The organism is Citrobacter sp. H12-3-2 (genome assembly GCF_009649895.1).
Classification (GTDB): Bacteria; Pseudomonadota; Gammaproteobacteria; order Enterobacterales; family Enterobacteriaceae; genus Citrobacter; species Citrobacter portucalensis.
Map to the genome: position 1 here is coordinate 810113 of NZ_CP045837.1, position 13120 is coordinate 823232.

Annotated in this window: 17 protein-coding genes; 5 read left to right on the plus strand and 12 right to left on the minus strand. The window is 53.0% G+C overall.

The genetic code is table 11. The features are described from left to right. Positions 1-85: 85 nt before the first annotated feature. From mltC to mutY, 3 genes are all read right to left on the minus strand, one after another. Positions 86-1171 carry a membrane-bound lytic murein transglycosylase MltC gene (mltC, locus tag GHC22_RS03900; protein ID WP_008785777.1) on the minus strand — a complete coding sequence of 362 codons (1086 nt, stop codon included), beginning with the start codon at positions 1169-1171 and terminating at the stop codon, positions 86-88. Positions 1172-1257: 86 nt separating this feature from the next. Next, on the minus strand, positions 1258-1527 hold the full coding sequence (locus GHC22_RS03905) for an oxidative damage protection protein (RefSeq protein WP_003027126.1): 270 nt from the start codon (positions 1525-1527) through the stop codon (positions 1258-1260). Between the two features lie 27 nt (positions 1528-1554). Continuing rightward, complete coding sequence (gene mutY / locus GHC22_RS03910; RefSeq protein WP_032941749.1) at positions 1555-2607, minus strand: A/G-specific adenine glycosylase; 1053 nt, start codon at positions 2605-2607, stop codon at positions 1555-1557. Positions 2608-2767: 160 nt separating this feature from the next. Between mutY and trmB the strand changes: the two genes are divergently transcribed. From trmB to ansB, 4 genes are all read left to right on the plus strand, one after another. Then, positions 2768-3487 carry a tRNA (guanosine(46)-N7)-methyltransferase TrmB gene (trmB, locus tag GHC22_RS03915; protein ID WP_003825406.1) on the plus strand — a complete coding sequence of 240 codons (720 nt, stop codon included), beginning with the start codon at positions 2768-2770 and terminating at the stop codon, positions 3485-3487. Beyond that, positions 3487-3813: a YggL family protein gene (locus GHC22_RS03920; RefSeq protein ID WP_003027115.1), complete on the plus strand. Its 327-nt coding sequence runs from the start codon at positions 3487-3489 to the stop codon at positions 3811-3813. The genes trmB and GHC22_RS03920 overlap by 1 nt, the downstream gene beginning before the upstream one ends. A gap of 49 nt (positions 3814-3862) precedes the next feature. Continuing rightward, a complete protein-coding gene (locus GHC22_RS03925) occupies positions 3863-4582 on the plus strand; it encodes a DUF2884 domain-containing protein (protein ID WP_003825409.1) in 720 nt (239 codons plus the stop codon). Positions 4583-4770: 188 nt separating this feature from the next. Further along, entirely contained in the window at positions 4771-5817 is a 1047-nt protein-coding gene (gene ansB, locus GHC22_RS03930) for an L-asparaginase 2 (protein WP_003027108.1), read from the plus strand. Between the two features lie 114 nt (positions 5818-5931). On the opposite strand, the gene hemW is transcribed toward ansB, so the two are convergent. Genes hemW through GHC22_RS03955 form a run of 5 tightly spaced genes read right to left on the minus strand, consistent with a single transcriptional unit; the run spans position 5932 to position 9238 of the window. Beyond that, a complete protein-coding gene (hemW, locus tag GHC22_RS03935; protein ID WP_137377727.1) occupies positions 5932-7068 on the minus strand; it encodes a radical SAM family heme chaperone HemW in 1137 nt (378 codons plus the stop codon). Further along, on the minus strand, positions 7061-7654 hold the full coding sequence (locus GHC22_RS03940) for an XTP/dITP diphosphatase (protein WP_153752284.1): 594 nt from the start codon (positions 7652-7654) through the stop codon (positions 7061-7063). Before GHC22_RS03940 ends, hemW begins: the two co-directional genes overlap by 8 nt. Positions 7655-7661: 7 nt before the next feature. Further along, entirely contained in the window at positions 7662-7952 is a 291-nt protein-coding gene (yggU, locus tag GHC22_RS03945; RefSeq protein WP_003027101.1) for a DUF167 family protein YggU, read from the minus strand. Further along, positions 7949-8515, minus strand: coding sequence for a YggT family protein (locus GHC22_RS03950; protein ID WP_003825417.1), 567 nt, complete (start codon positions 8513-8515; stop codon positions 7949-7951). Before GHC22_RS03950 ends, yggU begins: the two co-directional genes overlap by 4 nt. 18 nt (positions 8516-8533) lie before the next feature. Next, positions 8534-9238: a YggS family pyridoxal phosphate-dependent enzyme gene (locus GHC22_RS03955; protein ID WP_153752285.1), complete on the minus strand. Its 705-nt coding sequence runs from the start codon at positions 9236-9238 to the stop codon at positions 8534-8536. Between the two features lie 17 nt (positions 9239-9255). Between GHC22_RS03955 and GHC22_RS03960 the strand changes: the two genes are divergently transcribed. Continuing rightward, positions 9256-10236, plus strand: a complete 981-nt coding sequence (locus GHC22_RS03960; RefSeq protein WP_153752286.1) for a type IV pilus twitching motility protein PilT — start codon at positions 9256-9258, stop codon at positions 10234-10236. Here GHC22_RS03960 and ruvX read toward each other — a convergent pair. The 4 genes from ruvX to rsmE all read right to left on the minus strand — a co-directional run bounded on the left by ruvX (position 10233) and on the right by rsmE (position 13087). Further along, the gene (gene ruvX / locus GHC22_RS03965) at positions 10233-10649 is read right to left on the minus strand and encodes a Holliday junction resolvase RuvX (RefSeq protein WP_008785771.1); all 417 of its coding nucleotides are present in this window, start codon (positions 10647-10649) and stop codon (positions 10233-10235) included. The two genes, GHC22_RS03960 and ruvX, sit on opposite strands and share 4 nt — an antisense overlap. Next, positions 10649-11212, minus strand: a complete 564-nt coding sequence (locus GHC22_RS03970) for a YqgE/AlgH family protein (RefSeq protein WP_003027086.1) — start codon at positions 11210-11212, stop codon at positions 10649-10651. Before GHC22_RS03970 ends, ruvX begins: the two co-directional genes overlap by 1 nt. A 176-nt stretch (positions 11213-11388) precedes the next feature. Next, positions 11389-12336 carry a glutathione synthase gene (gene gshB / locus GHC22_RS03975; RefSeq protein WP_003027083.1) on the minus strand — a complete coding sequence of 316 codons (948 nt, stop codon included), beginning with the start codon at positions 12334-12336 and terminating at the stop codon, positions 11389-11391. 19 nt (positions 12337-12355) lie between these two features. Further along, entirely contained in the window at positions 12356-13087 is a 732-nt protein-coding gene (gene rsmE / locus GHC22_RS03980) for a 16S rRNA (uracil(1498)-N(3))-methyltransferase (protein WP_008785768.1), read from the minus strand. Positions 13088-13120 lie beyond the last annotated feature (33 nt).

Consider the following 13120-nt stretch of genomic DNA (forward strand, 5'->3'; position numbering starts at 1 on the left):
ATTTCTGATTGCAAAGCAAAAGAGTGATGGAGTTAACATTTTTGGTGCTTCAGGCCCCCGGTTTAGGGGGCTGAAGGGGGATACATTAGCGGCGTCGATAGGATTTTTGTGCGGAATTGACCTTGTAAAGGTATCGGCGTGATTCAGCAGAGGGATGTCGGGTGGTCAGCGTTTGATAAACGTCACCAGGAGACATGCTGTTAATGATATTCGCGGCCTGAATTTTATCGTTCGAGAACACGCGTAGCACGCTGCCCGCGCCGCCGTTATACGCGGTGATTACCGCATAGCGACGTGAGGTCGGATTATCGATACCGCCCAAATAGACATTGTTGAGCATTGCCAGATAGGCCGTACCGGTATCAATGTTGCTGGCCGGGTCAAACAAGAAGCTACGGCTTGGTGTGCCTGAGCGCCCTTGCGAGCGGAACACATCTTTCCCGGCGCTGTGCTGTACCACCTGCATCAGTCCCAGCGCATCGGCATGGCTCACCGCATACGGGTTAAACGAGGATTCGGTTTGCATGATAGCCAGAATCAGCGACTCGTCGACGCCATACTTACGTGAAGCCTGACGCACCATGCCAACGTATTTATGCGCGCGCTTATCAAGGTGGTTCGGCACCAGATTGATCGTCACGCTATAGATGATACGCAGGCCATTGCTGCGGCTTTTAAGTCGTGTTTGCAGCAGGTAGTTGGCAAAGTTGGTGGCACGCCCCTCCCAACGAATGGGCTGGCCGGTATTATCAACCACCTGTCCGTACAGGAATGGCTCTTTGGAAATCTTAATGTCGTCGACATCGGAATAGAGGTCGATAGAACCCGGATCATCGCCCATCAGCAATGTCTTGATAATCGCCCGACGCAGGTGTCCGGCGGGATCTGTCCCGGCAATGGTCTCGACGGTTATTGTACCGTCATCAAAGTTGATGTGGCTGCGGGTTTGATACTGATCGGTATACTTTACGTAGTCCTTCGGACCCGCAATCAGCACTTCCTTAAATCCCCACAAATTCTCAATATTATGGGCAAATTGCCCCATCAGAATATCAAAACCGTTGGTATCCTTGACCCAGGCTTCGTTATAGGAATCGCCTTTTTTGGTCGAACTGGAACAGGAGATGAGCAACGGCGCAATAACGGCAAGCGCGAGAAATTTTTTCATCATTCCGGGAGTGCGTGTTGTGTTTGTTGTTTGCAAGGACCAGATTAAAACGTAGGCCGGATAAGCGCAGCGCCATCCGGCAACGGTTCTTATGACTCTGGCGTATAGCCTTCAATATGCACATCCTTACCTTCAAACAGGAAGTTAATCATCTCCTGTTCCAGTAACTTACGGTGTTCGACGTTCATCATATTGAGTTTTTTCTCGTTAATCAGCATGGTCTGTTTATGCTGCCATTGCGCCCATGCTTCTTTAGAAATCTCGTTATAAATGCGTTTTCCCAGATCGCCCGGGTACAGCTGAAAATCCTGGCCTTCTGCTTCGCGTTGCAGGAAAGTGCAAAAAATCGTTCTGCTCATAAAAAGTCCTCTTTATCGTCCGGTACGTTAAACGTGTGTACCGGCACGTAATTGCTGTAACAAACGCTCCACGGGAGCCGCCAGTCCGACCGACGGCGGTTGCGCTAAGTTATACCAGAGCGCGTTGCCTTCATCCATGCATGAGGTGAATGAAGACACGGGAAGCCACATAGGCACAATATCTAAGTGGAAATGGCTAAAGGTATGGCGAAACGCATTAAGTTGGGTCAGATTATCTGCGTTAATTTGTCGTTGCGCCAGCCAGTTGCGCAGTCCATCTTCGTCGTCAAACTGCGGAAAACAGTATAAACCACCCCACAAGCCGCTGGGCGGTCGCTGTGAGAGCAGCACTTCGTCATCATGCTGCATCAGTAAAAAATAGCCCGTTCGTTCCGGTAACGTCTGTTTGGGCTTTTTACCGGGATACAGCGCCCAACTTGCATTGGCGCTCGCCACACAGCCATTTTCCAACGGACACAGGGAACATTTAGGTTTTGAGCGCGTACAGACCATCGCGCCTAAATCCATCATCGCCTGATTAAAACGCTCAACACCCTGGGCCGGCGTAACTTGCTCGCTCAGCTCCCACAGCTTCTTTTCGACCTCTTTTTTACCCGGCCAGCCGCTTACAGCATAACAGCGAGCCAGCACGCGTTTGACGTTACCGTCGAGAATCGGAAAATGCTGACCCAGAGAGAGAGAAAGGATCGCGCCTGCGGTTGAACGTCCGACGCCAGGTAGGGCGGCTACTTCATCAAAGGTTTGCGGAAATATACCGCTATGCAGCGTCACAACCTGCTGCGCGGCTTTATGCAGATTTCGCGCACGGGCGTAATAACCCAGCCCGGTCCACAAATGCAGAACTTCATCCAGCGGCGCATGGGCTAAATCCGTTACCGTTGGGAAGCGCGCCATAAAGCGCTCAAAATAAGGGATAACGGTCGCAACCTGAGTTTGTTGCAGCATTACCTCAGAGAGCCATACTTTGTAAGGCGTCTTGTCAATTTGCCAGGGCAGCGTTTTCCGCCCGTATTTGTCGTACCAGCTCAAAACCTGAGCCGAAAATTGAGACGCTTGCATGATTACCGTTTCATTATTGCCGGGGGCAAGATTGCAGCACAGCGGCAACGGGGTGTAAACCGGAACTTTCCGCTGCTCACTTTCTTCCTTTACTTGCATCCGGCAACTAACTTTGGATAATGCCCGTTTTCAGAACTCAAACACAGCAGACTAAACTTTTATGAAGAACGACGTCATTTCACCGGAATTTGATGAAAACGGCCGCCCTCTGCGCCGGATTCGTAGTTTTGTTCGTCGCCAGGGGCGACTGACGAAAGGGCAGGAACACGCGCTGGAAAACTACTGGCCGGTGATGGGCGTTGAGTTCAGCGAAGAGCCTGTAGATTTCGCAGAACTGTTTGGCCGTGACGCGCCAGTCACGCTGGAAATCGGTTTTGGTATGGGAGCGTCGCTGGTTGCAATGGCGAAAGCGCGTCCGGAACAGAATTTCCTCGGCATTGAGGTTCACTCACCTGGCGTTGGTGCGTGTCTGGCTTCAGCCCATGAAGAGGGTGTCGAGAACCTGCGCGTCATGTGCCATGATGCCGTTGAAGTCCTGCATAAAATGATTCCTGACAATTCTTTATCTATGGTTCAGCTGTTTTTCCCTGACCCGTGGCATAAAGCACGTCATAATAAACGCCGTATCGTTCAGGTACCGTTTGCTGAGCATATCTTAAGTAAGCTGAAGCTGGGCGGCGTGTTCCATATGGCGACCGACTGGGAAGCGTATGCGGAGCACATGCTTGAAGTGATGTCCTCGATTGACGGGTATAAAAACCAGTCAGAGAGTAACGATTATGTACCGCGCCCGGAATCGCGCCCGGTAACCAAATTTGAACAACGTGGTCATCGTCTTGGCCACGGCGTATGGGACTTAATGTTCGAGAGGGTGAAATAATGGCAAAGAACCGTAGCCGTCGTCTGCGTAAAAAGATGCACATCGAAGAATTCCAGGAAGTAGGATTTTCGGTTGCATGGCGTTTCCCGGAAGGTACATCTGGAGAGCAGGTCGATCAAATCGTTGATGACTTTATCAATGAAGTCATCGAACCGAACAAGCTGGCTTTTGACGGCAGCGGCTATCTGGCCTGGGAAGGTCTGATCTGTCTGCAGGAAATCGGCAAATGCACCGAAGAACACCAGGCAATCGTGCGTAAGTGGCTGGAAGAGCACAAACTCGAAGAAGTGCGTACCAGCGAACTTTTCGATATTTGGTGGGACTAAGTAGCACAGGGTCGGCAAATGCCGGCCCGATTTGTATTGAGGGAAAGATATGATGCGCAAAACGCTGCTGGCGGCAGTCCTAACGTTCACGGCGATGGCCGCACATGCAGATTACCAGTGCAGCGTCACCCCGCGTGACGATGTGATTTTGAGCCCACAAACGGTGCAGGTGAAGGGCGAGAATGGCGACCTGGTTATTACCCAGGCTGGTGATGTCACCTTCAACGGTAAACAGTACAACCTGAACGCCGCACAGCGTGAGCAGGCCAAAGATTATCAGGCGGCGTTGCGTAGCAGCCTGCCGTGGATCGACGAAGGTGCCAGAGCGCGCGTAGAGAAAGGTCGCGTGGCGCTGGACAAAATCATCGCCAAAGAGGTCGGTGAAAGCAGCAACATGCGTGGCCGCTTAACCAAGCTGGATGCGCAATTGAAAGAGCAGATGAACCGCATCATCGAGCATCGAACTGATGGCCTGACTTTCCATTATAAGGCGATTGATCAGGTCCGCGCGGACGGACAACAGCTGGTGAATCAGGCGATGGGCGGCATTTTGCAGGACAGCATCAACGAGATGGGAGCGAAAGCCGTGCTCAAAGGCGGTGGTAATCCACTGCAGGGCGTACTCGGAAGCCTCGGTGGTTTGCAGACCTCAATTCAGAACGAATGGAAGAATCAGGAACAAGACTTCCAGCAGTTTGGCAAAGATGTTTGTTCCCGCGTTGTGACGCTGGAAAACGATCGTAAAACGCTGGTTAGCACTCTGAAATAATCTTCACCTCTTATTAACGGCACAGAAACATTCTGTGCCGTTTTATTTTGTATATTTCTGTTTTTTTGATATCCATCTCTAAGAACGGCAATTTGGTGGAGATATAAATCTGGTTAATTGGAACTCGTCACATTATTCATCTGTAGGATAGACATAATGCTGCAAATTCAAGTAACTGGAGAAATAACATGGAGTTTTTCAAGAAAACGGCACTTGCCGCACTGGTTATGGGTTTCAGCGGCGCGGCGCTTGCACTGCCAAACATCACCATTTTAGCGACCGGTGGGACGATTGCCGGCGGTGGTGATTCCGCGACAAAATCTAACTACACGGCAGGCAAGGTTGGCGTAGAAAATCTGGTTGAGGCCGTACCTCAATTGAAAGATATCGCTGTCGTTAAAGGCGAGCAGGTGGTGAATATCGGCTCCCAGGATATGAATGACGAAGTCTGGTTAACGCTGGCGAAAAAGATTAATACCGAGTGTGATAAAACCGACGGCTTCGTGGTAACACATGGTACGGATACCATGGAAGAAACCGCCTATTTCCTCGACCTGACCGTCAAGTGCAACAAGCCGGTGGTGCTGGTCGGTGCAATGCGTCCGTCTACGGGTATGAGCGCTGATGGCCCGTTCAACTTGTATAACGCGGTAGTAACTGCCGCAGACAAAGCCTCTGCCAACCGCGGAGTGCTGGTGGTGATGAACGACACCGTTATGGATGGTCGTGACGTGACTAAAACCAACACTACCGACGTCGCTACCTTCAAATCCGTTAACTACGGCCCGCTGGGTTACATCCATAACGGTAAAATCGACTACCAGCGTACGCCTGCGCGTAAGCACACCACGTCTACTCCGTTCGATGTGTCTAAGCTGACCGAGCTGCCGAAAGTTGGGATTGTTTATAACTACGCTAACGCCTCCGATCTGCCGGCAAAAGCGCTGGTGGATGCGGGTTACGCTGGGATCGTCAGTGCGGGTGTAGGTAACGGTAACCTGTATAAAACCATTTTCGATACGCTGGCTACCGCCGCGCATAAAGGTACCGTTGTAGTGCGTTCATCCCGTGTACCAACGGGCGCCACTACACAGGATGCAGAAGTTGATGATGCAAAATACGGATTTGTGGCTTCAGGTTCCCTGAACCCGCAAAAAGCACGTGTTCTGCTGCAGCTTGCGCTGACTCAAACCAAGGATCCTAAGCAGATCCAGGAAATGTTTAATCAGTATTAATCGATGAAGGTGGCTGCGCTTACCGCCCTAACCCTGTAGGCCGGATAAGACGCAGCCGCCATCCGGCAATTTGCCTGATGGCGCTACGCTTATCAGGCCTACGCTCACCAGCCATCACTCCGCCAGAAACAGCTCCAGCAGCGAATTCAAGAACAGCTTACCGTGTTGGGTAATCTGCCAGTACTCATCGCATTCACTCAGGTAGCCCTGGGAAATAGCCTCATCGATCTGTCGACGAATAACGTCTTCGGTAAGACCGGTATATTGCGTGAACTCCGCGCGAGGCGCGGCTTCCAGCAGCCGGAAACGGTTCATGAAGAACTCGAACGGCTTATCGGTTTCGGCGACATCGCGCTGGCTTTCGAGATAACGCCCTTGCATATACCCACGCGGATGCCGTGTTTTGGTGGTGCGCAGGATGCGTCCGTCAGGGAATGTGATCTTACCGTGTGCGCCGCAGCCAATGCCAAGATAGTCGCCAAAACGCCAGTAGTTAAGGTTGTGCTGACACTGATAACCCGGTCTGGCGTAGGCTGAGGTTTCGTACTGCTGATATCCCGCGGCGGTCAGTAGCTGGTGGCCTTGCTCAAAAATATCCCACAGCGCGTCATCGTCCGGTAAAACCGGCGGTCGGGAACCGAACAGCGTGTTGGGTTCGATGGTCAACTGATACCAGGAAAGATGCGGTGGGTTGAGCGCGATGGCCTGCTGTAAATCACCCAGCGCCTCTTCCAGCGTCTGATCCGGCAAACCATGCATCAGGTCGAGGTTAAAGCTGCGTAGCCCCAGACCGCTCGCCAGGTGTGCTGCTCGTTTGGCTTCTTCCGGCCCGTGAATACGTCCCAGACGTTCGAGTTTGGCGGAGCTAAAGCTCTGTACGCCAATCGAGATACGGTTGACGCCAGCGCGTTGATAATCCACAAAGCGATCGGCTTCCACCGTCCCGGGATTCGCCTCCATCGTGATTTCTGCATCTTCGGCCAGATTCAGCCGTGCTCGCACGCCGTCGAGCAGCGTTTGCATCGCCGGGCCAGAAAGCAGGCTCGGCGTGCCACCACCGATAAAAATCGTCTTTACTTCACGGCCCTGGGCATGGGCCACCTCAGTATCCAGATCGCTCAGCAGATGCTGCACATAGTCGTCATGAGGGACTTCGCCCTTTAGCGCATGCGAGTTGAAGTCGCAGTACGGGCATTTCTGCACGCACCACGGGATGTGAATATAAAGACTTAGCGGTGGAAGCTTAACCATTACGCAGGGCATCCAGCAACAGCTTCAGCGCCTGTCCGCGGTGAGAAATCGCACTCTTTTCTTCACGGGTCAGCTCAGCCGCGGTTTTCCCTTCAGACGGCACAAAGAAGATCGGGTCGTAGCCAAAACCACCGTTTCCGGCAGGTTCACGGGTAATCACGCCCGGCCAGCTTCCGTGGCAAACAACAGGCGTTGGATCGTCTGCATGGCGCATATACACCAGCACGCAGTGGAACTGCGCCTGGCGCTTGTCATCAGGAATATCCTGCAGGGTGTGAAGCAGTTTTTCCAGGTTCTGCTGATCGGTCGCATCTTCGCCGGAATAGCGGGCTGAATAGATACCCGGCGCGCCGCCAAGGGCATTTACTGCCAGACCTGAGTCATCAGCAATGGCCGGTAAGCCGGTAATTTGCGCGGCATGACGCGCCTTCAGAATGGCGTTCTCAATAAACGTCAGCCCGGTCTCGTCTGCAGAATCAACACCCAGTTCCGTTTGGGCAACAACATCAAGACCGAAATCACTCAGAAGAGAGGCGAGTTCAAGCACTTTACCGGCATTGCCGGTCGCGAGGACAACTTTTTGCATGGGATACCTAATCAGTTAACGCCGCAATTTCGGGCGGGATCTGTTGCGGATGAATGATTTTAACCTGTTTGTGACGTCCAAGCTCGCCCTTCTCAATGACGACCTGGCTTTTTGCCACACGGAACTGTTTACCGAGAAACTTCACCAGATGGCTATTGGCCTGGCCATCAACCGGTGGGGCGGTAATGGCGACTTTAACTTCGTCGCCATGTAAACCCACAATACTGTCACGGCTGGCTTTAGGCTGAATGTAGAGCCGTAAAACCAGACCGTCGTCGCAGGGTGTAACGGCACTCATAGCGCCATCCACAGCCCCGGCAGCAGCATGTTGCCTGTCGCCTGTAACACTTCCGCGATGCCCATGTTAATAACGTAGAGCAGCAGAACCAGAATCATTGGGGAGAAATCGATCCCGCCCATGCCTGGAAGTATGCGACGAATAGGACGCAGCAGCGGATCTGCCAGTTGAATCAGCACGTACTCTACAGGACTGCGGCCCTGGCTGACCCAGCTCATAATTGCCATCACCAGCAGCACCCAGAAAATCAACAGCCCGATAGTCTTCAGGACAATCAGTACGGCGGCGATCCAGATGATCGGCTGGAACGTGACCACCTTAAACAGCACGATTGCTTTGATAAAGCTGAGAACGAGCGCAACTAATGCCGATGCGCTGTCGATCGGCCCCATCGGGGGAATAATGCGGCGTAACGGCCCAATGATGGGCTGAGTGATTTTCACTATAAACTGCGAGAACGGGTTGTAAAAATCGCAGCGAGACCATTGCATCCACACGCGCAGCAGCAGCGCCATGGTATACAGCTCAATTACCGTTGAGAGCAGGAAGGTCAACGTATTCATGGTGTTCCTTAGTTTTCCTTATTTTTTAGTGTAATCACGAGCACCAAAAATGGCAGTGCCAATGCGCACCATCGTGCTACCCGCCGCGATGGCGGCATCCATATCATCAGACATTCCCAGTGAGAGAGTGTCGATGCCTGGGTAGCGTGTTTTCAACCCGGCAAATGCTACCGCCATTTGCTGTGCAACTTCAAACTGCCTTACATAATCTGACTCTGGAGCCGGAATCGCCATCAGACCACGCAGGGTAATGCGCGGCAGTGCAGCGACTTCAGCGGCCAGTGCATCAAGCTCTGCCAGCGGAATTCCTGACTTACTGTTCTCATCGCTGATATTAATTTGGATCAGTACATTGAGCGGCGGCAGTTCCGCCGGGCGCTGTTCGCTCAGACGGGCAGCGATACGCAGACGGTCGATCGTATGGCACCAGTCAAAGTGCTCAGCGACCAGACGACTTTTGTTGGACTGCAGCGGGCCGATAAAGTGCCACTGCAGATCGTTGACGCCTTCTTCCTGGAAGTAGCGGATTTTATCCACCCCTTCCTGCACATAGTTTTCACCGAAGGCATGCTGCCCGGCGGCAATGGCTTCTTCGATGGCGCTCGCAGGTTTGGTTTTGCTGACTGCAAGCAACGTAACTTCTTCTGAAGACCGCCCGCAACGCGTCGCGGCGGCTGAGATTTTGTCCCGGACATGTGCCAGGTTATGCGCGATATCGTTCATTTTCCGAGGATGTTCATATGAATATGGAAGAAATAGTGGCCCTTAGTGTAAAGCATAACGTGTCGGATCTACACCTGTGCAATGCATGGCCTGCGCGCTGGCGCATACGTGGAAAAGTCGAAATCGCACCCTTTACTACGCCTGACGTGGAGAATCTGCTGATGTGCTGGCTCAGTGAGCAACAACTGGTACAGTGGCAGGAACAGGGGCAGATTGATTTTGCTATTGCGCTGGCAGGTTCCCGGCGGCTGCGCGCCAGTGCTTTTGTTCATCAACAGGGAACCTCACTGGCGCTAAGATTGCTCCCGCTTGATTGTCCACGTTTAGACGATCTCCAGACCCCTGACGTCATACCTGAACTGCTGCGCAGTGAAAATGGGTTAATTCTGGTGACAGGCGCTACCGGTAGCGGTAAATCAACGACCCTGGCGGCGATGGTTGAGTACCTTAATCAGCAAGTTGCGGGGCATATTCTGACGCTGGAAGACCCGATTGAATATCGCTACACCAGCCAGCGTTGTCTTATTCAACAACGGGAGGTGGGCGTGCACTGCGCTTCTTTTGCAGCTGGTTTACGCGGCGCGTTGCGTGAAGATCCCGACGTCATTTTGCTGGGCGAGCTACGCGACGTGGAAACCATTCGTCTGGCGTTAACCGCAGCGGAAACTGGGCATCTGGTGCTGGCAACGTTACATACGCGAGGGGCGGCGCAGGCCATCGCGCGGCTGGTGGATACCTTTCCCGCACAGGAGAAAGATCCGGTGCGTAATCAGCTGGCAGACAGCCTGCGGGCGGTACTTTCGCAAAAGCTGGAGGAAGATAAACAGGGAGGGCGCGTGGCGCTATTTGAGCTGCTCGTCAACACGCCAGCCGTGGGCAATTTGATTCGTGAAGGGAAAACGCATCAGCTACCCGGCGTAATTCAAACCGGGCAGCAGACAGGTATGCAGACATTTGCACAAAGCCAGCAGCAGCGTCAGGCGCAGGGGCGGATTTAGTAGCCCTGCTCGAAATAGCTTTCGAGGATGACCACGGCAGAAGCGGAATCTACTTTGCCTTTATTCAACGCCCGATAACCGCCTTGTTCAAACAGGCCAGAGCGGGCTTCGACGGTACTCAAGCGTTCATCGTGCAGCGTTACGGTTACGCCAAAGCGACCGTGAATACGGTTAGCGAACTTACGCGCGCGCGCGGTAAGGGGCTGTTCTGTGCCATCCATGTTGAGTGGTAGGCCGACAATGATTTCATCCGGCTGCCATTCTTTCAGCAGGCGTTCAATCAAACTCCAGTCTGGCGTACCGTCCTGCGCCTTAATGGCGGGCAACGGTCTGGCCGTACCGGTAATGCGCTGACCAACAGCAACACCAATACTTTTCGTACCAAAATCAAAAGAGAGTAATGTTCCGCTCATCAGGCATGTCCCGCCACGCCAGGCATGGTCTGAATATCTATCCCGATAAGCTTCGCCGCATCGCGCCAGCGGTCGGCAATCGGCGTTTTGAATAAGATGTTGAGGTCTGCGGGCGCCGTGAGCCAGGCGTTATCCAGTAACTCTTGTTCCAGTTGACCTTTTTCCCATGATGAATAACCCAGCGCAACCAGCACTTCGGACGGTTGCTCCTGCGTACCCAGGGTTTCTAGTACATCGCGGGAGGTTGTGATGATGGTGTTATCTGAGATGCGAATACTGGAGGCAAAGCGTGACGGTGGAGTGTGGAGAATAAATCCACGGTCTTCCGCCAGCGGGCCGCCGAGCATCACTGGTTTATCCAGACGAATGGCCGGATCGCGTTCTTCTGGGGTAATCTTCAGCTTTTCCAGAATCCCTTCAATTTGTAAGTTTTCCAGAGGCTTATTAACGATAATCCCCATTGCTCCGTTCTCATTATGTTCACAGATGTACACCACGGAACGGCGGAAAATCGGATCCTGGAGAGCAGGCATGGCAATCAGAAAGTGATGCTGTAAATTCATTGTCAGAGGTTCTGTTTCCTGGTTCAAAAAAGCAACAGAGCCCAGTATGTGGGCAAAGCTCGAAGATGTCACCCTCTGAAGATAGCATTGCCGGATGACGGCTTCGCCTAATCCGGCCTGCGGGGTGCAATTCCAGGCCGGATAAGACGCGATGGCGTCGCTATCCGGCAACGTATTTACTTCTGCAAACGCGCCTCAATGGCATCCATCAGCATACCGGTAATCGAAACCGGGAACTCCGCTTCGATTTCACGAATACAGGTTGGGCTGGTAACGTTAATTTCCGTCAGACGATCGCCAATGATATCCAGACCGACAAAAATCAAACCTTTCGCTTTCAGCGTTGGCCCAATGCGACGTGCAATTTCCCAGTCGCTGTCGGTCAAAGGACGCGGCTCGCCACGACCGCCAGCGGCCAGGTTGCCACGGGTTTCGCCGCCCTGCGGAATACGCGCCAGGCAATAAGGAACGGGTTCGCCATCGACCACCAGGACGCGTTTATCGCCATCTTTAATTGCTGGCAGATAGTTCTGCGCCATGCAGTAGCGGGTACCGTGCTCGGTCAGCGTTTCAGCAATGACGCCAAGGTTCGGGTCGCCTTCCTTCACACGGAAAATAGATGCGCCGCCCATGCCGTCCAGCGGTTTGAGAATGATGTCGCTGTGTTTTTGCCAGAAGGCTTTCAGCTGCGCTTTGTTACGCGTGACCAGCGTTTCCGGCGTCAGGTCGGCAAACCATGCGGTGAACAGCTTTTCGTTGCAGTCGCGCAGGCTCTGTGGTTTGTTGACGATTAGCGTCCCTTTTTCTTCTGCACGTTCAAGAATATAGGTTGCGTAGATGAACTCGGTATCAAACGGCGGATCCTTACGCATCAGAATAACGTCCAGGTCTGCCAGCGGGAGATCCTGCTCGCTCTTGAACTCATACCATTTGTCGTAGTTCTGCTCTACGCTCAGGGTACGCGTATGGGCGCGGGCTTCACCGTTGATCAGATAAAGATCGGCCATCTCCATATAATGAATTTCGTAACCGCGACGTTGCGCTTCCAGCAGCATAGCGAAGCTGGAATCTTTCTTGATGTTGATGCTTGCGATGGGATCCATCACGATGCCGAGCTTGATCATTTTCTTCTCCGTTTATGCCTTAGCCCAGATCGCCAAAACGCACCTGTAGCGCAGTAATGGCGGTGAGCGCGGTTGTCTCAGTACGCAGAACGCGAGGTCCTAACAGAATATCAGTAAACTGATAACGTGCGGTCATGGCAATTTCATCTGCCGACAACCCGCCTTCCGGGCCAATCAGCAAGCGGATGCGCTCCACCGGCAGCGGCAGCGTATTGATGCTGGCGCTGGCGCGCGGATGCAGGTTCAGTTTCAGACCTTCGTCCTGTTCCGCGCACCATGCTTCCAAATCCATTGCCGGGCGAATTTCGGGAACCCGGTTTCGACCGCACTGTTCGCAGGCGGCAATGGCGATTTTCTGCCACTGCTGGAGCTTCTTGTTCAGGCGTTCACTGTCCAGTTTAACCCCGCAGCGCTCAGAAAAAAGTGGCGTAATGAGGCTTACACCCAGTTCGATCGATTTCTGGATAGTGAATTCCATTTTTTCACCGCGCGACATCACCTGACCCAGGTGGATGTGCAAGGGCGACTCACGATCGTCGAGTTCAGCGTTAAGTACCTTCACGTCCACGCTTTTTTTACTGGCGTGGGTGATTTCAGCGTCGAATACCTGATTGCTGCCATCAAACAGCTGTAGCGCCTGGCCCGGTCCCATACGCAGCACGCGGCCGATATGGTTGGCTGCATCTTCACACAGTGAAATTTGGCTGCCGGAAGTGATTGGCTCAGGGTGATAAATGCGAGGAATGCGCATAGTTAAACATCCGCGTCATGGCCCTGGGCTACG

Bases quoted from the DNA above. Each gene is read 5' to 3' on its own strand.
- GHC22_RS03940 (WP_153752284.1), bottom strand. From the start codon at position 7,654: ATGCAAAAAGTTGTCCTCGCGACCGGCAATGCCGGTAAAGTGCTTGAA.
- GHC22_RS03960 (WP_153752286.1), top strand. From the start codon at position 9,256: ATGAATATGGAAGAAATAGTGGCCCTTAGTGTAAAGCATAACGTGTCG.
- hemW (WP_137377727.1), bottom strand. From the start codon at position 7,068: ATGGTTAAGCTTCCACCGCTAAGTCTTTATATTCACATCCCGTGGTGC.
- GHC22_RS03970 (WP_003027086.1), bottom strand. From the start codon at position 11,212: ATGAATTTACAGCATCACTTTCTGATTGCCATGCCTGCTCTCCAGGAT.
- gshB (WP_003027083.1), bottom strand. From the start codon at position 12,336: ATGATCAAGCTCGGCATCGTGATGGATCCCATCGCAAGCATCAACATC.
- rsmE (WP_008785768.1), bottom strand. From the start codon at position 13,087: ATGCGCATTCCTCGCATTTATCACCCTGAGCCAATCACTTCCGGCAGC.
- GHC22_RS03925 (WP_003825409.1), top strand. From the start codon at position 3,863: ATGATGCGCAAAACGCTGCTGGCGGCAGTCCTAACGTTCACGGCGATG.
- GHC22_RS03920 (WP_003027115.1), top strand. From the start codon at position 3,487: ATGGCAAAGAACCGTAGCCGTCGTCTGCGTAAAAAGATGCACATCGAA.
- mutY (WP_032941749.1), bottom strand. From the start codon at position 2,607: ATGCAAGCGTCTCAATTTTCGGCTCAGGTTTTGAGCTGGTACGACAAA.
- ansB (WP_003027108.1), top strand. From the start codon at position 4,771: ATGGAGTTTTTCAAGAAAACGGCACTTGCCGCACTGGTTATGGGTTTC.
- GHC22_RS03955 (WP_153752285.1), bottom strand. From the start codon at position 9,238: ATGAACGATATCGCGCATAACCTGGCACATGTCCGGGACAAAATCTCA.
- ruvX (WP_008785771.1), bottom strand. From the start codon at position 10,649: ATGAGCGGAACATTACTCTCTTTTGATTTTGGTACGAAAAGTATTGGT.
- trmB (WP_003825406.1), top strand. From the start codon at position 2,768: ATGAAGAACGACGTCATTTCACCGGAATTTGATGAAAACGGCCGCCCT.
- yggU (WP_003027101.1), bottom strand. From the start codon at position 7,952: ATGAGTGCCGTTACACCCTGCGACGACGGTCTGGTTTTACGGCTCTAC.
- GHC22_RS03950 (WP_003825417.1), bottom strand. From the start codon at position 8,515: ATGAATACGTTGACCTTCCTGCTCTCAACGGTAATTGAGCTGTATACC.
- mltC (WP_008785777.1), bottom strand. From the start codon at position 1,171: ATGATGAAAAAATTTCTCGCGCTTGCCGTTATTGCGCCGTTGCTCATC.
- GHC22_RS03905 (WP_003027126.1), bottom strand. From the start codon at position 1,527: ATGAGCAGAACGATTTTTTGCACTTTCCTGCAACGCGAAGCAGAAGGC.